The sequence below is a fragment of the Rhodococcus sp. LB1 genome (assembly GCF_001583455.1).
Taxonomy (GTDB): Bacteria; Actinomycetota; Actinomycetes; order Mycobacteriales; family Mycobacteriaceae; genus Rhodococcus_F; species Rhodococcus_F opacus.
Genome location: NZ_LTCZ01000390.1, coordinates 1 through 23,023, shown reverse-complemented (window position 1 = coordinate 23,023; position 23,023 = coordinate 1). Strand labels below are relative to the sequence as shown.

Annotated in this window: 22 protein-coding genes; 17 read left to right on the top strand and 5 right to left on the bottom strand. The window is 64.6% G+C overall.

The features are described 5' to 3' along the window. Positions 1-92: 92 nt before the first annotated feature. The 8 genes from AZG88_RS36975 (at position 93) to AZG88_RS36940 (ending at position 7,791) form a co-directional block, all read left to right on the top strand. Entirely contained in the window at positions 93-1,280 is a 1,188-nt protein-coding gene (locus tag AZG88_RS36975) for a CaiB/BaiF CoA transferase family protein (protein ID WP_005250187.1), read from the top strand. A 17-nt stretch (positions 1,281-1,297) separates the two neighbouring features. After that, positions 1,298-1,798, top strand: coding sequence for an FAS1-like dehydratase domain-containing protein (locus AZG88_RS36970; protein WP_080578296.1), 501 nt, complete (start codon positions 1,298-1,300; stop codon positions 1,796-1,798). Continuing rightward, positions 1,795-2,271, top strand: coding sequence for a hypothetical protein (locus AZG88_RS36965; protein ID WP_005250191.1), 477 nt, complete (start codon positions 1,795-1,797; stop codon positions 2,269-2,271). The genes AZG88_RS36970 and AZG88_RS36965 overlap by 4 nt, the downstream gene beginning before the upstream one ends. Before the next feature lie 6 nt (positions 2,272-2,277). Then, positions 2,278-4,053 (top strand): acyclic terpene utilization AtuA family protein, encoded by a 1,776-nt coding sequence (locus AZG88_RS36960; RefSeq protein WP_061040565.1) that lies wholly within the window; start codon positions 2,278-2,280, stop codon positions 4,051-4,053. After that, entirely contained in the window at positions 4,050-4,391 is a 342-nt protein-coding gene (locus AZG88_RS36955; RefSeq protein ID WP_005250195.1) for a DUF7508 domain-containing protein, read from the top strand. Before AZG88_RS36960 ends, AZG88_RS36955 begins: the two co-directional genes overlap by 4 nt. A gap of 26 nt (positions 4,392-4,417) precedes the next feature. After that, complete coding sequence (locus AZG88_RS36950; protein ID WP_005250197.1) at positions 4,418-5,602, top strand: acyl-CoA dehydrogenase family protein; 1,185 nt, start codon at positions 4,418-4,420, stop codon at positions 5,600-5,602. A gap of 2 nt (positions 5,603-5,604) precedes the next feature. Beyond that, entirely contained in the window at positions 5,605-6,114 is a 510-nt protein-coding gene (locus tag AZG88_RS36945) for a hypothetical protein (protein WP_025433464.1), read from the top strand. 345 nt (positions 6,115-6,459) lie between these two features. Further along, entirely contained in the window at positions 6,460-7,791 is a 1,332-nt protein-coding gene (locus AZG88_RS36940; protein WP_061040564.1) for an SLC13 family permease, read from the top strand. Between the two features lie 38 nt (positions 7,792-7,829). Here AZG88_RS36940 and AZG88_RS36935 read toward each other — a convergent pair whose 3' ends face one another. Beyond that, on the bottom strand, positions 7,830-8,702 hold the full coding sequence (locus tag AZG88_RS36935) for a helix-turn-helix transcriptional regulator (RefSeq protein ID WP_061040580.1): 873 nt from the start codon (positions 8,700-8,702) through the stop codon (positions 7,830-7,832). Between the two features lie 351 nt (positions 8,703-9,053). Here AZG88_RS36935 and AZG88_RS36930 point away from each other — a divergent pair, with 351 nt between their 5' ends. The 9 genes from AZG88_RS36930 to AZG88_RS36890 all read left to right on the top strand — a co-directional run bounded on the left by AZG88_RS36930 (position 9,054) and on the right by AZG88_RS36890 (position 19,068). After that, positions 9,054-9,422 (top strand): MarR family winged helix-turn-helix transcriptional regulator, encoded by a 369-nt coding sequence (locus AZG88_RS36930; protein WP_231914325.1) that lies wholly within the window; start codon positions 9,054-9,056, stop codon positions 9,420-9,422. Next, positions 9,419-10,855, top strand: a complete 1,437-nt coding sequence (locus AZG88_RS36925) for an MFS transporter (RefSeq protein WP_061040562.1) — start codon at positions 9,419-9,421, stop codon at positions 10,853-10,855. The genes AZG88_RS36930 and AZG88_RS36925 overlap by 4 nt, the downstream gene beginning before the upstream one ends. Before the next feature lie 132 nt (positions 10,856-10,987). Next, the gene (locus AZG88_RS36920; protein WP_005250208.1) at positions 10,988-12,151 is read left to right on the top strand and encodes an iron-containing alcohol dehydrogenase family protein; all 1,164 of its coding nucleotides are present in this window, start codon (positions 10,988-10,990) and stop codon (positions 12,149-12,151) included. Between the two features lie 212 nt (positions 12,152-12,363). Beyond that, positions 12,364-13,851: an aldehyde dehydrogenase family protein gene (locus AZG88_RS36915; RefSeq protein ID WP_061040561.1), complete on the top strand. Its 1,488-nt coding sequence runs from the start codon at positions 12,364-12,366 to the stop codon at positions 13,849-13,851. A gap of 57 nt (positions 13,852-13,908) precedes the next feature. Continuing rightward, on the top strand, positions 13,909-15,090 hold the full coding sequence (locus AZG88_RS36910; protein WP_005250210.1) for an FAS1-like dehydratase domain-containing protein: 1,182 nt from the start codon (positions 13,909-13,911) through the stop codon (positions 15,088-15,090). Then, positions 15,087-16,673 carry a class I adenylate-forming enzyme family protein gene (locus AZG88_RS36905; protein ID WP_082764340.1) on the top strand — a complete coding sequence of 529 codons (1,587 nt, stop codon included), beginning with the start codon at positions 15,087-15,089 and terminating at the stop codon, positions 16,671-16,673. The genes AZG88_RS36910 and AZG88_RS36905 overlap by 4 nt, the downstream gene beginning before the upstream one ends. Further along, positions 16,670-17,419, top strand: coding sequence for an enoyl-CoA hydratase/isomerase family protein (locus AZG88_RS36900; protein WP_061040560.1), 750 nt, complete (start codon positions 16,670-16,672; stop codon positions 17,417-17,419). The genes AZG88_RS36905 and AZG88_RS36900 overlap by 4 nt, the downstream gene beginning before the upstream one ends. A 54-nt stretch (positions 17,420-17,473) precedes the next feature. After that, entirely contained in the window at positions 17,474-18,235 is a 762-nt protein-coding gene (locus tag AZG88_RS36895; RefSeq protein ID WP_197436017.1) for an IclR family transcriptional regulator, read from the top strand. Positions 18,236-18,321: 86 nt separating this feature from the next. Further along, positions 18,322-19,068 carry an alpha/beta hydrolase gene (locus AZG88_RS36890; RefSeq protein WP_005250217.1) on the top strand — a complete coding sequence of 249 codons (747 nt, stop codon included), beginning with the start codon at positions 18,322-18,324 and terminating at the stop codon, positions 19,066-19,068. Here AZG88_RS36890 and AZG88_RS36885 read toward each other — a convergent pair. The 4 genes from AZG88_RS36885 to AZG88_RS36870 all read right to left on the bottom strand — a co-directional run bounded on the left by AZG88_RS36885 (position 19,065) and on the right by AZG88_RS36870 (position 22,705). Continuing rightward, complete coding sequence (locus AZG88_RS36885; RefSeq protein WP_061040559.1) at positions 19,065-19,811, bottom strand: 2,3-bisphosphoglycerate-dependent phosphoglycerate mutase; 747 nt, start codon at positions 19,809-19,811, stop codon at positions 19,065-19,067. The genes AZG88_RS36890 and AZG88_RS36885 overlap by 4 nt on opposite strands. Before the next feature lie 94 nt (positions 19,812-19,905). After that, positions 19,906-21,261 (bottom strand): MFS transporter, encoded by a 1,356-nt coding sequence (locus tag AZG88_RS36880; protein WP_005250220.1) that lies wholly within the window; start codon positions 21,259-21,261, stop codon positions 19,906-19,908. A 107-nt stretch (positions 21,262-21,368) separates the two neighbouring features. After that, positions 21,369-21,746, bottom strand: a complete 378-nt coding sequence (locus AZG88_RS36875) for a carboxymuconolactone decarboxylase family protein (protein ID WP_005250222.1) — start codon at positions 21,744-21,746, stop codon at positions 21,369-21,371. 32 nt (positions 21,747-21,778) lie between these two features. Continuing rightward, positions 21,779-22,705 carry an NAD(P)-dependent oxidoreductase gene (locus tag AZG88_RS36870; RefSeq protein WP_005250224.1) on the bottom strand — a complete coding sequence of 309 codons (927 nt, stop codon included), beginning with the start codon at positions 22,703-22,705 and terminating at the stop codon, positions 21,779-21,781. Positions 22,706-23,023: the final 318 nt, after the last annotated feature.

Sequence of the window (23,023 nt, the reverse complement as noted above, 5' to 3'; positions counted from 1 at the left end):
TATTCATGTATTGCGGGTCACAGAGTTTGAGACATGACTGACCGTTCCGGCGATCAGTCGCCAGTGAGTATCGAAAATCAAGGAGGCCCCGAATGACGGCTCTCGCAGGCGTCCGGGTGGTAGATCTGGGCCAGTTCTACTTCGCCCCGTACTGCACCATGCTGATGGCGCGACTCGGAGCGGAGGTCATCAAGGTCGAGGCCCCGGCCGGCGATCCTTATCGGCGTCTGCCCACCGCCGATGAAGAAGGCGCGTCCGTCCAGTTCCACCTACTCAATTCGGGCAAGCGGATGATGCGGCTCGATCTCAAGAGCGAGGAAGGCAAGGCGGTCTTCCGGGATCTCATGAAAGAGACCGACGTCCTGGTCCAGAACCTGTCGCCGGGTGCGATGGAGCGGTTCGGGCTCGATTTCGACACGCTCCACGCCGAGAATCCCCGGCTGATCATGGCCTCGGGCACCGGTTTCGGATCATTCGGGCCGCTCGCCGGCACGCCGGCGATGGATCTCACGGTCCAGGCCCGGTCCGCGATCATGAGCACCACTGGATTCGACGAAGGGCCGCCGCTGCGAACCGGCCCCTCCGTCGTCGACTTCATGGGGTCGGCCCATCTGCTCTCAGGTGTCCTGGCGGCGCTCTATCAGCGTGAACATACCGGTCAGGGGCAACACGTCGAGGTCTCTCTGCAGGACGCGATCATCCCCAGTCTCGCGTCCAACATCGCCGGGTACGTGCACAGCGGCGGAACCATGCCGGAACGCACCGGCAACCGTAACGGCGGGCTCGCCGTGTCCCCCTACAACGCGTACAAGACCAAGGACGGGTGGATTGCGCTGATCTGCCCCACCGATGCGCACTGGAAGCGCCTTCGGGAAGTGATGAAGGAGCCGGACGCCGAGGAAAGTCGTTTCGACACCATGGCCGGCAGGTGCGCCGATATGGAAGACCTGGACACCATCGTCGGAGTGTGGACGGCAGACAAGCTCAAGGATGAGCTTTCCGTCCAACTCGAGGAAGCGCAGATCCCCAATGCTCCGGTGGTCACGCTCGGGGAGCTCTTGGTCGACCCCCACGTCGAGGAGCACGGCGTCGTCAGGTGGTTGGACGACGACAAGGGGCGCTTCATCACGTTCGGAAACCCGATCTTCATGTCGGAATCGGCGACCGTCCAGCCTACCCGGGTCGGCCCGCTCGGGCGCGACACCGACGAGATCCTCGCCGAGAAACTCGGCTATTCCACCGACGACATCGAGCGCCTTCGCCGCTCGGGTGCCGTCTAGCAGAAAGGTACCAACTCATGGCAGTGACCATGGAGCTCGTAGAGCAGATCCGGCAGCAAGTCGGTGCCACGTCCCATCCCATCCGGGCGACCATCGATCCGCTCATGTCACAGCGGTATGCGCGTGCGATCGGCGAGACCGATCCGCTGTACTTCGACGAAGACTACGCAAGGTCGAAAGGCTATGCCGGGCTCGTTGTTCCGCCGAATTGTCTGCCGTCCTACATGGACTGGACCGACGGCGGACCCGAGGAGGATCTCCGCATCGACGGCACTCCCGCGGCCGAGATGCAGTGGATCCCCACCGAGGGCGTTCGGATCATGGGCGGTGGTGAGGAGATGTTCTTCCACGCCCCTCTCATCGCCGGTACCGAGGTTGTGCTCACCGAAGAGCTCGAGGACGTCACCGCGCGTGAATCCAAGTCCGGGCTGATGTTCGTAATTCGTATCCGTCATCGCTACCGCGCCGCTGACGGAGCACTCATCATGACTTCCGTGAGGACGGTGCTGGGCCGATGACCACGAGTGCAATTCAGCGTATCGAGCGGTTCGCCGACGAGGTCGAGGTCGGGGACGAGATCCCCGCGGTGACGCATCGCCCGACCGAGGTTCAGCTGTTCCGCTACTGCGCGGTCACGTGGAACGCCCACCGTATCCACTACGACCCCGCCTACGCGGCGTCCGAGGGTTACCCGAACGTTCTCGTTCAGTCCCACCTGCACGGTGCGTATTTCACCAGCCTGTGTACCGGCTGGGCTGGAGAGCGTGGCGAGCTGCGGCGACTCCAGTACTCGGTGCGGCGCTTCGCCTGTCCCGGAGACGTTCTGGCCTGCCAGGGTTCGATCACGGCCGTCGACCGCTCCGTCGACGGCGGTGTGCTGGTGACGGTGGAATTGCGTGAGGTGCGGGAATCCGACGGTGTCAGTTGCGCCGTAGGCGACGCCGACATCTTTCTTCCCCACCGCACGGCCGACGCCGACGGAAAGGGGTGAGCACGAATGACCGCACCGTTGCGTATCGGCAACGTTTCCGGCTTCTACGGAGACCGCCTGTCGGCGGCCCGGGAAATGGTCGAGGGCGGTGACATCGACGTCCTCACCGGCGACTATCTGGCCGAACTCACCATGTACATCCTGTGGAAGTCCAAGACGGCCGGGCGTCCCGGGTACGCGTCCACGTTCCTGACGCAGATGAAGGAAGTACTCGGTACCTGCGTGGAGCGGGGAATCAAGATCGTCGTCAACGCCGGTGGGTTGGACCCCAAGGGTCTGGCGGACGCATTACGCGACCTTGCCGCCGAGAAGAACGTCTCACCGGCAATCGCATACCTCACCGGTGACGACCTCATTCCCCGGATGGACGAGCTCCGCGCGGCCGGCGTCGACTTTCGCAACATCGATACCGGAGAGGTCCACGACGAAAGCTCCCCGACCCCGGCGACCGCGAACGCCTACCTGGGTGCACGCGGCATTGCGCATGCGCTGAGCGGTGGCGCCGACATCGTCGTCTGCCCCCGTGTCACCGACGCTTCCCTTGTGGTCGGACCGGCCATGTGGAAGTTCGGCTGGGACATGGAGGACTACGACTGCCTTGCCGGCGCAGTCGCCGCCGGTCACGTCATCGAGTGTGGCGCCCAGGCGACCGGAGGCAACTACGCCTTCTTCGAGGAAATCGAGAACCCGATCCGGCCGGGTTTCCCGATCGCGGAGATGCACGCCGACGGCTCCTCGGTCATCACGAAGCACGAGGGCACCGGCGGAATGGTCTCCGTCGGTACCGTCACCGCCCAGTTGGTGTACGAGGTCGGAGAACGCAACTACCTCAACACGGACGTGATCCTGGACCTCGGATCGATCGAGTTGACCCAGGAAGGTCCTGACCGGGTGCGGATGTCCGGCGTTCGAGGTCAGGCGCCGCCGCCCACCGTCAAGGTGACGATGAACTGCGTCGGAACCTACAACCAGTCGATGACGTTCGCCATCCCCGGCGACGACGTCGAAGCCAAGGCCGCAGTGGCGCAGGCCGGAATGCTCGAGGCTCTCGGTGGAGCGGAGCAGTTCGATTCGGTGGACTTCCGGCTCGTCCGGTCCGACCAGCTCGGCGCGGCGGTGAACGAGCTGTCGGTGGCCAAGTTGGTGGCAACCTTCTCCTCGTACGACAAGGACAAGCTCGGTCGGCGGATCTTCGATGCGGCGATGAGCCTCGCTCTGTCCAGCTATCCGGGAATCTACTTCCAGGACGAGAAACAGCAACGCCCTACCCAAACCGGTCTGGCCTGGCCCTGCCTGGTTCCGCAGGAACTCGTCACGGAAAGAGTCGTCATGCCCGATGGCACGACGGTGGACTTCCCGGGGTCGGAGAAGAAGGCGGCCGAACCCGCGCTGCTCGATGCGGGCGCACCCCGTACCGCCGAAGGTGTCGAGGGTCCCACACAGACGGTGTCGCTCGGCAAGGTCTTCGGAGCCCGATCGGGCGACAAGGGTGCTCATGCCAACGTCGGGATCTGGGGCAGGTCGGACGACGAATATGCATGGCTCCGTGAACACCTCACGGTCGAGGGACTACTCGCGATCTTTCCGGAGGCCTCGGGCCGCGAGATCCTCCGGGTCGAGCTGCCCAACCTCAGGGCGGTGAACTTCCTCATTCGTGGGCTTCTCGGCGGTGGTGCTGCCTCGGGCGGCCGTTTCGACCCGCAGGCCAAGGGTTTGGCCGAGTTCATCAGGAGTCGGAAGGTCGAATTGCCCGTGGCACTACTGGAGGAGAAGAACCGATGAGTATCTTCATGACGAAACCGTGGCTGAAGAGCTCTGCCGACGAACTGCGCAGCGTTCCCGTCTCGACCGGCGTGTACGAGATCGCGGACGCGGACGGAACCGTGATCGATATCGGATTTGCCGGCGCGCTCGAGCCCTTCGGGCTCCGTTCCAAGCTCGTAACCCTGGCAGACGAGTACGCGATCGACGGGATGCAATTCCGCTACGAGGAGCATGTTCAGTACCAGAGCCGCTACACGGAACTCGTGCTCGCACACAGATCTCGCCACGGGGTGCTGCCGGCCAAGGTGGCCGAGCGTGGAGAAGTGTTCCGCGGACGTCTCTCGATCGACGGTTGATTCGAAAAGCCTAGGAGTAGAAGAAGATGTTCGAAATTTCCGACGAGCAGCACGCACTGCTCACCATGGTCCGGCAGTTCGTCCGGGAGCAGGTCCGCCCGCTCGAGGACACGCTGGACCCCGACGCGACCAGCGTGCCGGCCGCCGATTACGACCGCCTCGTGTCGAAGACCAAGCAGATGGGGCTGTACAACCTCGACCTCCCCGAGAAGGAGGGCGGACCGGGCATCGATCTGGTCACCCGTTGCCTCCTGGCAATCGAGATGTCGCAGCACCGCGCCGGTCTCTACGCGCCGTGCTTCGAAGCGTTCGGTCACACGGGCCAGATCCCGCTTCTGTCCGCGTGGGCAACGTCGTACCAGCGTGAGAAGTACCTCGAGCCGTCCATCTCGGGTGAGAAGCGGGCCTGCTTCGCGCTCTCCGAGCCCACCGGCGGCAGCGACCCGGGCCGCAACATTCGCACCAAGGCCGTGAAGGACGGGAACGAGTGGGTTCTCAACGGCAGCAAGCTGTGGATCAGCTTCGCGCACGAGGCCGAGTTCGCGCTCGTGTTCGCTCGTACCGGTGGCCCCGGCCGCGACGGCATCACCTGCTTCATCGTCGACACCGATACGCCCGGATTCAACGTCCACCGGATCGTCCACACGATGCGGTCGACCGATCCCGGTACCGAGCTTCAGCTCGAGAACGTCCGCGTTCCCGAGGAGAACATCCTGGGCGAGATCGGCAAGGGATTCTCGCTGGCCAACGAACGACTCAGCCGCAACCGGATCCCGTACAGCGCCGGCACCATCGGCCTCGCCATTCGGGCTCAGGAGATGACCATCGAGTGGACGAAGATGCGTGAGTCGTTCGGCAAGCGCCTGGCCGATCACCAGGGTGCGAACTGGATGCTCGTCGAGAACGAGCAGGACATCCGGCAAGCGACCCTGATGGTGCTCAACGCGGCCGCCGCCGCCGACGCGGATCGTCCGTTCCGCACCGAGGCGGCACTGGCGAAGATCGCTGCAACCGAGGCCTCGTTCCGCGTCGTGGACCGTTGCATCCAGCTCCATGGTGGACTCGGTGTCTCCCGTGAACTGCCGCTCGAGCGTTGGTTCCGCGAGCTCCGCATCCGCCGGATCGGCGAGGGCGCCACCGAGATCCAGAAGGTGATCGTGGGCCGCGACCTGATCAACAACCCGTACCAGTTCTTCTTGACCAGGAAGTGATCATGGCCAAGGAAAGAGAGACCTTCGACCTTCCGGCCGAATTCGAGTTCACCGCCCGGAGTCAGGGGCGAACGATCACCGAGGGTGACTTCAGCGCCATGACGAACCTGACCTGGACAACCGCGGAATACCACACGAACAAGCCGCTGATGCTCGAGTCCGACATGGGCGAGCGCAATCTGGCGGGTGCCTGTGTGATCGCCTTCGCTCTCGGGCTGGCGACACCCGCAGTTCGCCCGCGTCTGACAGATCTGGGCGTGAGGCTGGTAGCCCTCGCCGGCTACGACGAGGTTCGGTTCAAGTCCCCGCTCCGGCCGAACGACACGATCTACGTCGAAACCAGGGTGCGAGACATCGTCAAGACCAGCCGACCGCACCTCGGCGTGATCAACTTCGAGGACTCCGTGGTGGACCATGACGGACGTATTCTCTGCACGTATGTGCGAAGTGCGTTTTGCGACGTCTCCGAGTCGGCGCTCTGCGCAGATCAGTCACCGGAGCGATCTGGCTGAGCGGCCGCGACAGCGGGCCACGGATGAGGCGGGTAAGGACGTTGATGAGCGGGGGAGCAAGAGACCCGGTCGTCCGGTTGCCGAACTCGGTTTACCTGCGTGCACGGCAGGCATTCCGAATGCATGTGCAGCGACGTCCGTTTCGCGCGATCGGGAAGGGTCGCTCGGCGATAGATCCGTCGGGCTGCGGTACTCGGAGAAGGGTCGCTCGGGCGGCATCACGGCGCACGACGCGATAGTTGAGGTGCCTCGGGGACGACAACCAGCCGAGGCCGTGGATGCCACGACGGTGCACCACGGGGAAATCGCTCCTACTCTCTACTCACTAGAACGAACAAGGACGACATGAGTGCCCTACAGATACTTTCTCTGGCGGTCATAGTCGCGGCGTTCACAGCCGCGACGAAATGGCAGCTCAATCTCGGTATTCTTCTGCTACCTGCGGCGTTTGTCATCGCCAGTCTGGCCGGCCTGTCTGCAGACGAAGTCGTCAGCGGATTCCCGAGCGAGATGTTCGTGCTCCTCGTCGGGGTGACGTTTCTGTTCGCCGTCGTCGAGGCGAGTCGGACGATGGACTACATAATGGACTTCCTTCTCAAGCTCGTGGGAAACCGAGTAGTCCTCGTTCCGTTCATCCTTTTCTTCGCGGGAGCCTTCACTACCGGTGTCGGAACGTATTCGGCTGCAGTCGTGGCGCTTCTGATGCCCGTCGCCGTCCGCTTTGCCCGCCAATTCGGAGTCAGCATCTTCATGATGGCGCTGATGGTCGTGCACGGAGTACTGGCCGGGCTGTTCAGCCCGATCGCCATCGACGGCGTCTTCACTGACCGACTCCTGAAGGATGCGGGCCTCGAATCACACCCGGCGCAACTGTTCGCCTGCCATGTCGTGGTGCACGGAATAATCTGTGCTGCAGCCTTTTTCCTCTTCGGTGGCAGAAAGCTCATTCGTGCCCGCCGATCGTCAGGTGACCGCGAGGTTCCGTTCGATCCGGTAGACGCGCACGAGCCGTCTTCTACCGGCCAATCGGCTGGGCCGTCGGGCGCCGCCTCGACCACAATCACATTGCCGGCGAAAACTGTGGGGCGGCCAACGGTGTATCAGGGATGCACCATGGCGGCGATCGTACTCCTGGTCCTCTCCGCGGTCCTGCTCGATCTGGATGTCGGATTCGTTGCCCTCACACTGGCTGTCGTCTTGGCCCTGATCTTCCAACGCAACAGCGAGGACCTCATCCCCAAGATGCCGTGGCCGGTGATGGTGCTGGTCGCCGGGGTGCTCAGCTATATCGCGGTGTTGACTGAAATCGGAACGCTCGGGGCCATCGGCGACCAACTGTACAATTTCGAATCACCTGCAATCGGCATACTCGTTCTCTCCTTCATCACTGCGATCACTTCGGCTTTCACCTCGACTTTGGGTGTTCTCGGTGCAAGTTTGCCGCTAGGGCTACCGATGGTGTCCGACGGTGGGGTCAGCGTTCTCAACGTCGTCGGGCCCGTCACCATCTCTGCAACGGTTGTCGACGCCAGTCCGATGGGCATTGCGGGGGCCCTCGTTCTGGCGAACGCCAGGCCGGACGAGCGCGCGGCGCTGTTTCGGAGGCTCGCTCTGTGGGGTATTTCGATGGTGATCATCGGCCCGCTGCTGTCGTGGGGCATCTTCACCCTGTTGTGACCGGTGGGACCCGGGCAGGGATCGCCCTCTTCGCGTGCTCAGAGCGCGTCGGGCTCCAACGTTTTCCGGGTTGCGGTGAGGCTGCCGAGGAGCTTGACACGCTCTTCGGTGGGGGACCCGGATTCAGCGGTGTAGCCGAACATCGTCCATCCGGGGTTGTCGGTGAGTTCCATTGCTTCGTAGGCGAATTCGAGTTCACCGACCTCGGGGTGGTGGATACGCTCTACTCCGCTCCGCTGGAAGCGGGCTTTGCCTACCGACCAGCGGATCCGGAAATCGTCGCTGCGAGTGACGAGCTCGCCGATGAGATCGGTGAGACCCTTGTCGAGCGGATTGCGTCCCGCATAGGCGCGCAGGTTCGCGACGATGTCGTCGGCTCCGCGTTCCCAAGCGGGATAGTAGGTGCGGGCGGCGGGACTGAGGAAGACGAAACGGGCATTGTTGCCCTGGTTTGCCGGATCGGTCAGCAGCGGTGCCAGCAGCGCGTGCCCGAGGGGGTTGGCCGCGATGAAATCCATGCGCTGGTTGCACACCCAGGTGGGAGTGCCGGTAATCGCGTCGAGGAAACGTCGAAGGCTCGGACGGGCTGTCCGGTCGTCGCCACGTTTACGTCGCCGGCTCGGCTGCGGCTGCGCGGCGCGGGTGAGGTCGTAGAGGTGCCGGGTTTCGGCTTCGTCGAGTTGTAGAGCCCGGGACAGACTGTCGAGGACGTCATCGGAGACACCGGCCAGGTTGCCCCGTTCCATCCGGGCGTAATAGTCGATGCTGATTCCGGCCAGCAGCGCGATTTCCTCACGCCGCAGTCCCGGCACTCGGCGATGCCCGGTGCCGGTGACGAGGCCGGCCTGGGCCGGGCCGATCCGCCCGCGCCGCGTGCGGAGGAACTCGCGCACCTCGATCTGGTTGTCCATGTCACGACGGTAGATCGCGGCCTGGACGTGAAGAAGGAACTGCCAGTACACGGAACAGCAGACACTTCCCACCGCGTTCGCTCGCGCGTCCAATGACTTCGTATGCGTGATCGACAGGGCCTGATCGTGCCCCACGTGGCTTTGTCGGCTTGGTTACATCCACCAAATTAGACAGTCATGCTGTGTATCATTCCCACATCGGACGCAGGAAGCTTGAATGATTCGTCCGAATAAAACAGCAAAACTGACTAGTTTGGTGGGTGAGAGCTGATGGATGAACGTGTCGATCGGTTGAGGGAGAACGTCGTCGCATTCAGCCGTAGGATCCGGAGTAAGAGCTCAGGACATCTGATGTCGCCGACGCAGATGCAGGCCCTGTCTCATCTGGATCGGTCGGGGCCGTTGAGTGCACGCGCTCTCGCCGACCTCGAGCAGGTGGCTCCGCAGACCATCGCTCGCACGGTCTGCTCCTTGGAGAGCAGGGGGATGGTCACTCGTTCCGTCGATCCTAAAGACGCTCGTTCGCAGCTTATTTCGATTACCGAAGTGGGTGTCGGTACCCTTACGGCGGATCGGGCCAGGCGTAGGGAGTGGCTCGCGGCCGCGATCGAGGAACGTTGCACCGATGTCGAGCGGGAGTTGCTGTTCCTTGCGGGCGGCCTGTTGGCCCGTCTCGCGGAGGCGCCCGGCTCGGCCCGGCCGCCGGAGGCGCAGTCGTGACGGCTGTCGGCAATCGGATCCCGCCTGCCTCAGAAGGCCGGCCGATCCCGTTCCGTGTGAGTGGAGCGCTCGCGACCGGTAGTGTTCTGCAGCCGCTGAACTCGTCGATGATCGCCGTTGCCATCGTCGGCATCGCTGCGCAATTCGGGTCGACCTCGGGAGTGTCCTGGGTCATTTCGGCGATGTACATCACCACGGCGGTGGGTGCGCCCACGGCAGGCCGCATGGGCGCACTCTTCGGAGCGCGACGCGTATTCGTCGGTGGCCTGGTTCTGGCCGCTGCCGGCTCGATCGTCGGAATGCTGGCCCCCGATGTGGGATGGCTGATTGTCGCGTACGTTCTTCTTGGCTGCGGTATTTCGGCGCACATGCCCAACGCGATGACAATGATCCGTAGCTATGCGCAGCGTTACGGGCGGCAGTCGCGCACCGCGCTCACCACGCTGGTGGTGTGCGGCCAGTCCGTCGCTGCCCTCGGGCCCACGATCGGCGGCTTGCTCGTGGGTACCTTCGGATGGCAGTCCATTCTGTGGGTGAACCTTCCCGTCGTGTTGCTCAGTGCTATCGCTGTCATGCATGCGGATGTGGGGTTCGCCGGCGGACACCCGGCGTCGGTACGCGAAGCGCTCCGTGCGCTCGATGTTGTCGGAATCGGGATGTTCCTCGTCGCGATCACCTCGCTGATGTTGCTACTCGTCTCGCTTCGCGACAGTCCCTCGTGGTGGCTACTGCCTGTGGCCGGAAGCGGACTCGCCCTGTTCGTCTGGTGGGAGTGGCGGGCACCCGAACCCTTTTTCGATGTTCGTGCACTGGTACGCAACCGTGCGCTCAGTAACACGCTTGGCCGGACACTGGTCACCTATACCTGCTTCTACTGCGTGTTCTTCGGCATCCCCCAGTGGCTGCAGTATGTGAGGGGGATGAGTGCGATCGAAGCCGGCCTGACGATGCTGCCGGTCGCGGGGGTCAGCGTCTTCTCCACGATCGTCGGGTCTCGTGTCTACCGGAGGGCGGGGGCACGGGCGACCCTTCTCGTCGGCACGATCGCTCTGATGATCGGGGGAGTGCTGATTGCGTCCGTCGAGCGTTCGACGGCACCCTTGCTGGTGTTGCTGCTTGTCGCCGCGGTGCTCGGCATTCCCAACGGATTCAACAACATCGGCAATCAGAGCCTGGTCAATTCGGTGACCTCGGTCGAGGAAGTCGGCACTGCTATCGGCATGTTCCGCACAATGGCGTTCATCGGAGCCAATCTCTCGGTGGTGGTGCTTCAGGTGACTGCCGGTCACGAAATCGACGATGCCGGACTGCATCGAATGGGTTGGTTCATTGCCGCAACGGCGTTCGTGCTGGTTGTCGGGGTCGCGCTCTCGCGCAACATGGGTCCGAAGGTCGGGGTGAAAAGAGTCGATTCTCGACCACGCTCGGGGTAGCTCCTTCCTTTCTGCACTGCCGACAGCCGTCATATGGCTGTATATACGACCTAGGGTTCCTATATAAGAACAACGCCGCTAAGCTCGGGACGGAGAAGACGTCTAGAACTCACCGACCCCGGAAGGCTCCCCATGACCGTGTTGGCCGTGCGGCACACGACCCCGGCGTTTCGCACCTACTCGGGTGAGAACGCCCTCGACCTGCTGTCGAAAGAACTCGATCGTCCCAGCCCCCAGCGCGTGATGCTGGTCTGTGGCGCATCGATGCTTGCTCACGACGAGGCGCTTCGTCGCGTGGAATCGGCCATCGGAGAACGGTTGGTGGCGCGCTTCAGCGAGGTGCGCGAACACAGCCCGTTGCCGTCTGTGGAGAAGGCACGCGATGTGCTGATCGACTCCGGGGCGACTGCAGTCGTGGCGCTGGGCGGCGGCTCCGCGGTCGTCACCGCGCGGGCAGCGGTGATTCTGGCGGGTGAGAAGGGAGATGCCCGCGACTTGTGCACCCGGCGCGCGGACGACGGCCGGATGATCAGTCCGCGCCTGTCTGCCCCGAAGGTTCCGATGTGGGTCGTACCGTCCACGCCGACGACCGCTTACGCCAAGGCCGGCGCCGCTGTGAGGGATCCCGCGACAGGGGAGAGGCTGGCGCTGTTCGATCCGAAGGCGCGCGCGGCGGGGGTTGTGTTCGATCCGGCGGTGGCATTGACCGCGCCGGCGTCGCTGATACGTTCGTCGTCGCTCAACGCCCTCGCGTTGGCAGTGGACGGGATGCAGTCGACGGGCGGGAACCCGCTGGCCGAAGCATTGCTCGGCCACGCACTGACCGTATTGACGACGTGGCTGGGCCGTGTCGGCGACCGGCCCGACGCCGAGACCGCCGTTCAGTTGATGTTCGGCGCGCTCCTCGCTGGGCAGGGCAGTGATCACGCCGGAACGGGTTTGGCGCAAGCGCTTTCACATGCGGTGGGGCCCCGATCGACGGTGGGCAACGGCGTCGTCGAAGCCCTTCTGTTGCCGCACACGATGCGTTTCAATCTCGGCGTGACCGACGAGGCCCTGACTCGGATCGCGCGTCTGCTGGGTGAGCGGGGAGCTGATTCACCGGCCGATGCCGTCACCGCGATCGAAGAGGTGTTGACCTCTGCGCGGATTCCGCTACGACTTCGCGATGTCGGCATCGAGCAGGCCGACCTGCCGGACATTGTCGAGCACACACTGCACGACTGGGCCGTCACCGCGGTCCCGCGTCCTGCTGATCGCGACGGGCTGCGCAGCATCCTCGATCAAGCCTGGTAGCCGCAAGCTCAGTCCTCCGCGTTTCGCCGGCGTCTGGCCGGTTCAGGGAATTCTTTGCCTGGAAGTGTTCCCAAATACAACCAAGAGTTCTAATATACGAACTATCGCATTTTGTTGACCTTGCGCCAGCGAGTGCCGCCGACACGAGAACACCGTCACGTCCAGCCGGTCTGCACTCAGAACCGGCCGTCCATTCACAAGGAGAGACGTTCATGACGACACAGCCGCAGAGCTGGTCTTTTCCCCTGCAGGAAGATAACGGGCCCGCACCGATGCTCATCGACGGGAGTTGGCTCTCGTCGATCTCGGGGCAGACGTTTCCGACCTACGACCCGGGAACGGGCGAGAAGATCGCGGACGTCGCGCTCGGTTCGGAGAAGGATGCCGAGGTTGCGGTCGCGGCCGCCCGCCGCGCCTTCGACGAAGAGCGGTGGATGAAGCTGCCGGCGCAACAGCGGGGTGCAATCCTGTGGCGGGCCGCCGAGCTGATCAAGGCCTCGGCCGACGAACTGGCCACGCTCGAGAGCCAGGACATGGGAATCCCGGTTCCCCAAGCCCGCGCCATGGTGCTCGAAGCGGCCGCGCAGTTCCAGTACTACGCAGGATGGGCAGACAAGACCCACGGGCGCACCGCCGACCTCGGCCCCGCCGAACGGCGCATCCAGGGTTACACGCTTCGAGAACCGGTCGGCGTGGTGGCGATGATCGTGCCCTGGAACGCCCCGCTGATCTCGGCATCGAAGAAACTTGCCCCCGCCCTCGCCGCCGGATGCACCTGCGTCCTCAAGCCCGCCGCCGAAACCCCACTCACCGCTCTGTGGCTGGGACAAATCCTCTTCGCAGCCGGCGTCCCTGCGGGTGTGGTCAACATCGTCACCGGCCCCGGCTCGACCGTCGGAGCCGCGTTGGCCGAGCACGACGACGTCGATGCCGTGGCATTCACCGGCTCGACCGAAGTCGGACGCTCGATCATCCATGCCGGTGCCGGCAACATCAAGAAACTGTCCCTCGAGCTCGGCGGCAAGTCACCGGTCATAGTCATGCCGGACGCCGATCTCACGGCCGCAATTCCCGGAGTGGCAGGCGCGGTCTTCTGGAACACCGGCCAGGTCTGCGCCGCGGGTACCCGACTGTTCGTTCACGAAGCGGTCTTCGATCAGGTCGTCGAAGGTGTCGCGGAAGAAGGCCGTCGACTGCGCATCGGTTACGGAGCGGACCCGGACGTCGATCTCGGTCCGTTGATCTCCCGCAAGCAACTCGAACGCGTCACCGCGTACGTCGACGGTGGCCGAGAGGCAGGCGCCCGCGTCGTGTCCGGCGGCAACCGGATCGGCGACAAGGGCTACTTCTTCGAGCCCACCGTCTTGGCCGACGTCGACCAGACCATGGCCGTCATGCGCGAGGAAATCTTCGGGCCCGTCCTCGGGGTGATGCCGTTCTCCGATGTCGACGAGGCCGTCGCCCTCGCAAACGACAGCTCGTTCGGGCTGGCCTCGAGCGTGTGGACACGCGACGGCGCAGTCGGCCACTCGATCGCGCGGCGACTGCGTGCCGGGCGCGTGGGCATCAACGTGCATCGCGCCGGCGGAGTGCACATGCCTGCCGGCGGCTACCGCCAGTCGGGATGGGGTCGCGAGAGCGGTCCCGAGGCGATGGAGAACTACCTCGAGACGAAGTCTGTCGTTTCAACCCTGAGCTGACCCAGCTGGAAAGGCTGCAGCCAACTCACCGCAGGCTCATACATCCAAAGGAGAACCATGACCCAGACACAGGACCCCCAGATCGGGCGCGAGCTCGCGCAGGCGAAGTTCACCGACGAGATGCTCGACAACATGCGCGCACTGATCGGCACCGAACTGCGCACCGCCTCAGCGGTGAACAACGAGTACGCAACGCGATTGGCCATCCTGCGCTTCTGCGAAGGCATCGGTGACGACAACCCGCTGTGGACCGACGAGGAGTATGCGTCGACCACAGCGCACAAGGGAATCATCGCTCCGCCGTCGTTCATCTTCGCCTGCCTGGGTTCGGTCCAGGTCGGATGGCCCGGCCTCGGCGGGTTCCACTGCGAAACCACCATCAACTTCCACGAACCGATCCGTGTCGACGACAAGATCACCGCGAAGGTGGTTTTCGACGGGTTCGACGGCCCGACCGACGCAAGTAACTTCGCCGGCCGACGGATCAAGGACTACCTGCGGCAGGAGTACCGCAACCAGAACGACGAGCTCGCCGCAACATTCATCTGCTCGCGGATGCGGTTCGAGCGCACCGAGATGCAAGCGAAGCGTGAGTCCCGCAAGGTCGAACTTCCACACCCCTGGACCGAGGCCGAGCTCGAACGGATCGAGTCGGACATCCTCGCCGAGGCGCCGCGTGGTGCCGAACCGCGCTACTGGGACGACGTTCAGATCGGTGACGACCTCGACGTGATCACCAAGGGCCCGATCGGACTGACCGACGAGATCGCGTTCGTCGCCGCAGGTGCCGCACCGATCCCGCGCATCGCCGCCCACGGTGTCGCGCTGCGCCGCTACAAGAAGCACCCCAAGTGGGCCTTCCGCGACCCGTCGACCAGCGCGCTCGAGCCCGTCTACTCCGTGCACTACAACGACTACGCGGCCCGCCTGCAGGGCGCCCAGGTCGCCTACGACGTCGGAATCCAGCGCACCTCCTGGCAGATCCACCAACTGACGAACTGGATGGGAGACGACGCCTTCCTCGAGTCGATCCACGGTCAGTACCGCTCCCACGTCTACCTGTCCGATGTCGTCCGACTCGGCGGCCGGATCACCGACAAGCTCATCGACGACGCCGGCCACCACGTCGTCCACGTCGAGACCTGGGCAACCAACCAGCGCGATCAGTCCGTGATGCCCGGCTCCGCCGTCATCCGCCTGCCGCACCGCGCGACCGACGCCGAGGGGAACGCCCAGTGACTCCCGAACCCACCACCACGGCCTGGGGAACGTCGATCGTTCCGGTCGCCGTCGACGGCCGGACGTTCCGCATGTACGCGGAACGCCCACGCAGCCTCGGATCGCTGTTGCCTTTCGCGGATCGCTGGAACGACCGTGCACACATCGTCCAGGGTGAACGCGTGATGACCTTCGCCCAGTTCCATCAGGCAGTTCGGAACCGCACCGCGGAACTGCGGGCACGCGGCATCACCACTGGCGACCGCGTGGTGATCCTCGGCTGGAACAGCCCGGAATGGATCGTGAACTTCTGGGCGACCGTCGCCGCCGGAGGCGTCGCGGTTCTGGGCAACGCCTGGTGGAGCGAGAACGAACTCGCCGACTCGCTGGAGACGGTCGTCCCCGCTTTGGTGATCGCCGACGAACGCGTCGTCGACCGGGTGCCGTCCCGGTGGCAGTTGCTCCCCTGGGATTTCCAGTCGGAGATCGACGCGGAGACACAGCCGGCACCGTCCATCGTCGACATCGACGAGAACTCCCCGGCGACGATCATCTTCACGTCGGGAACCTCGGGTCGCCCCAAGGCCGCCGTCCTCTCCCACCGGTCGCTGCTCGCGGGCCTGCAGATGCTTCTGCACATCACCCGGCGGTTGCCGCATCAGGTCGACGAATCGACCGGCCAGCCCGCCCTGCACACCGGACCCATGTTCCATGTCGGCGGAGTGCAGACCCTCCTGCGGGCGATCTGCGTCGGGGACACGCTGGTGATGCCGGCAGGCCGGTTCGATCCCGCCGAGGCAATGCGATTGATCGAGCAGTGGCGCGTCCAGCGGTGGAGCGCGGTGCCGACCATGGTCTCCCGTGTTCTCGAGCACCCGGATGTTCGGACCCGCAACCTGACCACGCTGAGGTCGTTGACTGTCGGTGGCGCTCCGATGACCCCGGAGTTCGTCGAACGCATCCGCACCGGGCTCTCCGGTGTGGAGCCGCGAATCGCCACCGGCTACGGGCTGACCGAGAACGGCGGACAAGGCGTCGCGGCCTCGGGAGCCGACACCGTCGAGCGCCCCGGAACCACAGGACGGGCTCTGCCGTGCGTCGAAATCACGATCGCCCCGGCTACCGAGTTCACGGACGGGGAAATCCTCCTGCGGAGCCCGACCCAGATGCTCGGGTACCTGGGGGAAAAGGAAGCGCCGATCGACTCCGGCGGCTGGCTGCACACCGGCGACCTGGGACGTCTGGACGACGACGGATACCTGTTCATCACCGGACGGTCGAAGGAGATGATCATCCGTGGCGGTGAGAACATCGCCCCCGCAGCGGTCGAAGCGGCTCTGACGGCCCTGCCGGACGTGGCCGACGCCGTCGTGTTCGGTATGCCCCACCCGGATCTGGGTGAGGAGGTCATGGCGGCGGTCGTTCTCACCCGTGACCTGGATCCGGACACCCTGGCAGGACAGCTGCGCGGCCGGATCGCATCCTTCGCGATCCCGAGCCGCTGGGTCCCGCACCGCGAGCCCTTCCCGGTCAACCACGCAGGCAAGATCGACAAGAAGGCGGTCGTTGCCGCCGCACGACAGCTCCTCGAGGAGGTCCGATGACCGGCGTGGTCGCAGCCCACACCCAGGGACGGGTAGGCATCGTCGAAGTACAGCGAGGACCCCACAACTTCTTCGACGAGGCCAGTCTGTGCGACATCGGTGAGGCACTCGTGCACTTCGACTCCGTCGCCGATGTTCGTGCGATCGTCCTCTGCTCACAGGGACGGAACTTCTGTGCGGGCGCCGATCTCCGGGGAGTGGACCAACACATCCTTCGCCGGGTCTACCGCGCAGCGGCGTCGCTGTTCACCACCCGAAAGCCCATCGTCGCGGCAGTCCAGGGCGCGGCGGTCGGCGGTGGGCTCGGCCTCGCGTTGGCCGCGGACTTCCGCGTTGCGGGCAAGGACGCCAGGCTGACCGCGAACTTCGCGAGACTCGGCTTTCATCACGGCTTCGGGCTGTCTGTCACCCTTCCCGCGGTCGTCGGCCAGCAGAAGGCACTGGACCTGCTGTACACCGGCCGCAACGTCGGTGCGGACGAGGCTCTGGCGATCGGATTGTGTGATCGGGTCACCGCCGTTGATCCCCGTGAGACCGCGATCGAGTGGGCAACCGAGATCGTTGAGTCCTCACCGCTGTCGCTGGTTGCCATCAGGTCCACGATGCGACGCTCCCTCGCCGCGCAGGTAACGGCGGCCTTGGACGAGGAAGCCACCGCGCAGACGATGCTGCTGGCGACCGCTGATCTGCACGAGGGCATTGCGGCTTCGATCGCCAAGCGTCCCCCGGTATTCGTCGGAGCCTGAGATGAAAGGCTGCAGCGGCCGGATACCACGAATGGATGGGGTTAAATTGTGACCGTGAGCGATTCTTCGAGCGACCGCGTGGACCGAGGTCCCCAGAACCACCGGACGATCGACCGTGTCACACGCATCCTCGAAGAGGTTGTCTACAACCCGGGGATGACCTTCGCCGAGCTGTCCCGAGCGTTGGACGCTCCGAAGAGCTCGGTACACGGGTTCATTCGCGGGCTGGTCGCTGCCGGATGGCTCCACCAGGACAACAACCGGTTCTACATCGGTCCGGCCCTGCACGGGCTGACGCTGGCAAGTGGACACCTCCGTGCCGGATCGGTCACCGACGCCGACCTCCAGGCGCTGCACGAGGCGACCGGCGTAACCGTGTTCCTCGGCGTTCAAGCCGGCGACAACCTCATCTACGTCTCCGAAATCGGTGCGGATCTCCTCGCCGGGTTCGGCGCCCGCAAGAACATCCGCCGGCGGCTGCTCGAGACCGCCGGCGGCAAGGCACTGCTGGCCGACCAGCCAGCGAGCCAGATGGACTCCTACCTTCGTCGGTGCGGGAGCGACGAAGCGGCGCTCGTCGACACCTTCCTCAGCGAATACGACGAGATCAAGCGCACCCGCGTCGCTCGGAACACTCTCCACGGCGGTACTCGGTTCGCGCTGGCCACGGTGGTTCGGAACAAGGCCGGGAAACCTGTTGCCGAAGTGACCCTGGTCGGTGCGAGCGCCGACATGCTGCCACGCGAGCAGGAACTGAGGAAACTGCTGCTCGACCACGTCGACGGATGGCAGCAGCGGATCGGGTCCCCGCGCTGAGCGCTGACTCCCAGAGCTCGTGCGGCATGGCACCGCTGTGCGCACATCACACTTCTGCAGTAGTGACTCGAGAAAGGGAAGCTGCGATGGATGCGGCCTCTTCACCAGGATCGACACCCTTCGTGCTGCTGCACGGCGGTCGCCACGGCGGGTGGTGTTGGCGGCATGTCGCCGCGCTTCTCCGCCAGGACGGACATGAGGTCCACACACCGACGCTGACCGGGCTCGGCGATCGATCCCATCTTCTGAGCCCGCAGATCGGCCTCGACACCCACATCCAGGATCTTGTCGCGACCTTCACCTACGAAGACATCCGAGACGCTGTGCTCGTCGGTCACAGCTACGGCGGCATGGTGGTCACCGGTGCGATGGAGGTCATCTCCGACCGTGTGAAGACCGTCGTCCTGCTCGACGCACTCGTGCCCCGCGACGGGGAGTCGGTCTTCGACCTGAACGGTGAATCGCGGGCCGCGGCGATGACCGCTCTCGCCGACGAGCACGGAGACTCGTGGTACATCCCCCCGGCCGACGCGAGTCGGTACGGCGTGACGGACCCGGACGACGTCGCGTGGGCGAACAGTCGAATGACCGCGCAACCCCTGAAGACCTATCAGGATCGGATCGGCGCCACCGACCGGCTCTGGCGTCATCCCGGGATGTTCGTCGAGTGCGTCCCCTCGTCACTCGAACCCCATCTGCTCGAGAGAGCCCGAGAACGCAGTGCGACCGATCCTCGCTTCCACTACCGGGTACTGCAGACCTCTCACAACGCGATGGTCACCGACCCCAAGGCCGTGGTGGAGCTCCTGTTCGAGGCGCGTGACCTCGTTTAACCCGCGTGGGTGGGTTCCATGACGACGCCTCCGGGGACGACCGGGCGCAGAGTGTCGTCCAAGTCGTATCGAATCGGGATTCCGGTCGGGATGTTCACTGCGCCGATGTCGTCGGCAGTCAGGCGGTCGAGGTGCATGATGAGCGCACGCAGGGCGTTACCGTGGGAGACGACCAGTGTTGTTCGGCCACCCACCAGGTCGGGGGCGATCGCCCTCTCCCAGTAGGGAAGTAGCCGGTTCTGCACGTCGTGCAGTGACTCCGCCGACGGGACGTCGACGCCCAACGCGCGGTAGCGGGGATCGCCGTCCTGTGAGAAGGCGCTACCCGGTCGAATCGCGGGTGGTGCAACGTTGTAGGAGCGTCGCCACAGCATGAAGCGGGCCTCGCCGAACTGAGCGCGGACATCTTCCCGGGTTCGCCCTTGGAGGTCTCCGTAGTGCCGCTCATTGAGCCGCCAACTGCGATGGACGGGAATCCAGTGACGTTCGGCAGCGTCGAGCACCAGGTCGGCCGTCGCGACAGCACGCCGCAGTAGCGACGTGTGCACGACATCGGGGAGCAGGCCGGCCTGACGGATCAGCTCACCGGATCGGTGGGCCTCGGCCCGTCCCGCGTCGGTCAGCGGAACGTCGACCCACCCGGCGAACCGATCAGCGGCGTTCCACGCGCTTTCCCCGTGCCGTAAGAGGATCAGGCGGCGCCGCCCACCCGTCTTGCTTCTGTGCGCGGAGTCGGAGTTCATCGTCAGCTCCCTTCGTAGCGTGCTCATGGCCATCGACGCGGACTGCCCCCGGTCCCGATGAAGGACCGAAGGCAGTCTGCTGTCTACGGATTCGTCACGAAACGGGGACGCCGTCTTCGCGGTCGAGATCCAGTTGCTTCGTTTCGCCGATGACCAGGACGCAGATCAAACTCACCACCGCCAGGCCGGCCATGACGAGACCGAAGGCGAATCCGCCCCAGGCAGCGATGATGGGCGTCGCGATGAGCGGGGGAATCGCCCCACCGAGCATGCCGGCCAGACTGTAGCTCAGGCCGGTCGCGGTGTAACGGTAGCGGGTGTGGAACAGCTCGGAGAGGAAGGCGCCGAGGGGACCGGTCGCCAGACCCGAGATGAACATCGTCACCGGAACGCCGAGTGCAAATGCGAACAACGACCGTGTCTCGAGGATCGGGAACAGCATCAGGGTCCAGACGATCGCGAGACACGCAGCCGTCATGATCATGCGGCGCCGACCGATTCGATCGGACAGGACGGCGCCGAGGATGACCGCGACGGAGATCGCGAAGCCACCGACGACCGCGATGCTCAGGACGAACGGACGCGGCAGTTCGAGAATCTTGGTGCCATAGCTGATCAAGTAGGTACCACCGATGTAGGTCAACGACAGCGTCATCGCTGCAGTGCCGGTTGCCAGCAGGACCTGCTTCGGCTGGCTCTTGAACGCATCCAGGAAGGGTGTACGTGCCGCCCCGTGCTGCTTGATCTGCTTCGCGAACACCGGTGTCTCGTCGATACTCAGTCGAACCCACAGCCCGACCACGATCAGAAGGATGCTGGCCAGGAACGGGACTCGCCAACCCCACGCGAGGAACGTCTCATCGCTCATTCCGACGGCGGTCCCGAAGAACGTGGCGTTGGCCAGGATGATCGCCCCGCCGCCGCCCAGTGACGGGAACATCGCCCAGAACCCACGCTTCGACTTGGGGGCGTGCTCCGAGACGAAGAGCACCGCCCCGCCCCATTCGCCACCCGCCGCGAGACCCTGCAGGATCCGCAGCACGACGATGAGAATCGGTGCGGCGACACCGATCTGACCCGCGGTCGGCATCAGCCCGACGAGCAGAGTCGCCACGCCCATCAGCAACATCGTGACGATCAGAGTCTTCTTCCGGCCCAGTCGGTCACCGAAGTGACCGAACAGGATGCTCCCGAACGGTCGTGCCACGAAGGCCACGCCGAGGGTGGCGAAGGATGCCACCGTGCCCGCCACCGCACCCAGTGCGGGGAAGAACACGGTCGGGAATACGAGCGCCGCGGCGACACCGTAGATGTTGTAGTCGTAGAACTCGATCACGGTTCCGATGAAGCTCGCCGCGGCGACCTTCTTCATGCCCGGCGGATTGGCCTTACCCGTGGAGGACGCGGGGGTGGGGCTTGGTGAGTGGACCTTCTCCTGCGAGTGGGTCATTAGATCTCCTTGCTGCCGACGAGTCACATGACCCAGCGCCGGAAGTGTCGTAGAGAAGTTGTGGCGGATGGACGGGAGGGGCGGCCCGAGGGCTCGGTGACGCTACGTCAGTCGAGGTGGCCGTGTTCGCGCAGCACGTTCTCTGCGATGCGGAACGCTTCACCCGCCGCCGGAAGTCCGCAATAGACGGCCGCCTGCAGCAGCACTTCCTGGATCTCGGTGACCGTGCAGCCGTTGGTGAGCGCGCCTTCGACGTGGTGGGCGAGCTGAGCCGGGCGATTGAGCGCGGTCAGCATGGCAATGTTGACGATGCTCCGTTGCTTGCGGTCGATTCCCTCGCGGGCCCAGATCCGGCCGAAGCAGACTTCGATGGAGTAGTCGTGGATGACGTCATTGAAGTCGTTGCGGGTCTGGTCCTTCTTCTCGACGTAGTCCGCACCCATGAGTTCGCTCATGATGCGACGTCCGGTCTCGTTGGCTTCCACTGCTTCTCCTGATGTTGTGAACGGGCGGCTGGTCAGCCGCGATCGAGGACTTCCTGTACTTCTTCTGCGGAGAGCTTGATCGTCACGTTCGCTCGTTCGTTTTGCAGATGCATCGGCGACTGGGAGTCGCGATGGCCCCATCCACGGTCGAGCGCCTCGGCGAAGTCGGCCTGCGCCACTTCCGCGCACGCCATGGGCACACCGAGCTGGTCGGCCAGTTCGAGGGCCAGGCGAAGGTCCTTGTTGGCGAGGGCCAACGCGAATGACGGCGGGTCGTAGGCGGATTGAAGGTACCGATCGCCGATGCGGTCGAACGTTCGCGCGCGTCCGATGGCCCCCTGTCGCACTGCGTGCCAGAGGGCCGCCGGCTCGACTCCGGCCTTGACGCCCATCGTGAACACCTCGGCGATGGCACGGCGGATCGTGATGCTCGCGCAGTTGTGCACGAGCTTGGCCGTGTTGCCCGCACCGATCTCGCCGACATAGAGGATCTGGTCACCGATGGCATCGAGCACCTGCTTGTGCTGGTCGAATGCCGTCTGACTGCCGCCGACGTAGATGGCGAGCTTTCCCGTCCGTGCACCCTTGGGTCCACCGCTGACCGGCGCATCGAACAGTTCGACGCCGTGGTCGGCGCAGGTTGCGTGCACCTCCCGGACGACGGCGGGGGAATTCGTCGTCAGGTCGAACCAGGCGCTTCCGGTCCGCAGCGTGCTCAGCAGGCCGTCCTTGCCGAGGCCGACCTCTTGCATCTCCACCGGGCCGGGCAGTGAGGTGAAAACTACGTCGACCTGCCGACCGAGCTCGGCGACACTGTCGGCCCAGCTTGCGCCTGCCTGCTCGAACGGTTGCCCGCTTTCCCTCTTGATGTCGTGCACGACGAGGTCGTATCCGGCGTCGAGGAGGTTGTGGGCCATGCCCGACCCCATGCCGCCGAGGCCGATGAACCCTACTTTCATCTGCGGACTTCCCTTCGGTGATCCTATATACGAACAATGGTTCCTAAACAGGAACGAACTGACCGTAGCTGTGGTGGCTGTCACTCGTCAACAGGCTCACGGGAAGGGTTGCGATCGAACTACAGGCTCGCCATGTCATCGCGGGGCGATGAGGGTTCGTCAACCCCCGCGGCCGCAGCGGCACGGGTTGGGTAGCGCATGGATCCAAGTAGCGCGGCACAAATTCTCGCGTGCAGTGCTTATGGGTGACGAGCGGGCATTGACAGCTTTGTTCCTCTCCGCGTAGCGTGCGCAAGGACACACTCTCGATCAAAGGTT

What these genes read in the sequence shown, in the direction of transcription:
- AZG88_RS36945 (WP_025433464.1), top strand. Translation starts at nt 5,605, where the DNA reads ATGGCCAAGGAAAGAGAGACCTTCGACCTTCCGGCCGAATTCGAGTTC.
- AZG88_RS36965 (WP_005250191.1), top strand. Translation starts at nt 1,795, where the DNA reads ATGACCACGAGTGCAATTCAGCGTATCGAGCGGTTCGCCGACGAGGTC.
- AZG88_RS36885 (WP_061040559.1), bottom strand. Translation starts at nt 19,811, where the DNA reads ATGAACTCCGACTCCGCGCACAGAAGCAAGACGGGTGGGCGGCGCCGC.
- AZG88_RS36955 (WP_005250195.1), top strand. Translation starts at nt 4,050, where the DNA reads ATGAGTATCTTCATGACGAAACCGTGGCTGAAGAGCTCTGCCGACGAA.
- AZG88_RS36930 (WP_231914325.1), top strand. Translation starts at nt 9,054, where the DNA reads ATGTCGCCGACGCAGATGCAGGCCCTGTCTCATCTGGATCGGTCGGGG.
- AZG88_RS36935 (WP_061040580.1), bottom strand. Translation starts at nt 8,702, where the DNA reads ATGGACAACCAGATCGAGGTGCGCGAGTTCCTCCGCACGCGGCGCGGG.
- AZG88_RS36920 (WP_005250208.1), top strand. Translation starts at nt 10,988, where the DNA reads ATGACCGTGTTGGCCGTGCGGCACACGACCCCGGCGTTTCGCACCTAC.
- AZG88_RS36975 (WP_005250187.1), top strand. Translation starts at nt 93, where the DNA reads ATGACGGCTCTCGCAGGCGTCCGGGTGGTAGATCTGGGCCAGTTCTAC.
- AZG88_RS36890 (WP_005250217.1), top strand. Translation starts at nt 18,322, where the DNA reads ATGGATGCGGCCTCTTCACCAGGATCGACACCCTTCGTGCTGCTGCAC.
- AZG88_RS36940 (WP_061040564.1), top strand. Translation starts at nt 6,460, where the DNA reads ATGAGTGCCCTACAGATACTTTCTCTGGCGGTCATAGTCGCGGCGTTC.
- AZG88_RS36970 (WP_080578296.1), top strand. Translation starts at nt 1,298, where the DNA reads ATGGCAGTGACCATGGAGCTCGTAGAGCAGATCCGGCAGCAAGTCGGT.
- AZG88_RS36950 (WP_005250197.1), top strand. Translation starts at nt 4,418, where the DNA reads ATGTTCGAAATTTCCGACGAGCAGCACGCACTGCTCACCATGGTCCGG.
- AZG88_RS36960 (WP_061040565.1), top strand. Translation starts at nt 2,278, where the DNA reads ATGACCGCACCGTTGCGTATCGGCAACGTTTCCGGCTTCTACGGAGAC.
- AZG88_RS36910 (WP_005250210.1), top strand. Translation starts at nt 13,909, where the DNA reads ATGACCCAGACACAGGACCCCCAGATCGGGCGCGAGCTCGCGCAGGCG.
- AZG88_RS36870 (WP_005250224.1), bottom strand. Translation starts at nt 22,705, where the DNA reads ATGAAAGTAGGGTTCATCGGCCTCGGCGGCATGGGGTCGGGCATGGCC.
- AZG88_RS36880 (WP_005250220.1), bottom strand. Translation starts at nt 21,261, where the DNA reads ATGACCCACTCGCAGGAGAAGGTCCACTCACCAAGCCCCACCCCCGCG.
- AZG88_RS36900 (WP_061040560.1), top strand. Translation starts at nt 16,670, where the DNA reads ATGACCGGCGTGGTCGCAGCCCACACCCAGGGACGGGTAGGCATCGTC.
- AZG88_RS36915 (WP_061040561.1), top strand. Translation starts at nt 12,364, where the DNA reads ATGACGACACAGCCGCAGAGCTGGTCTTTTCCCCTGCAGGAAGATAAC.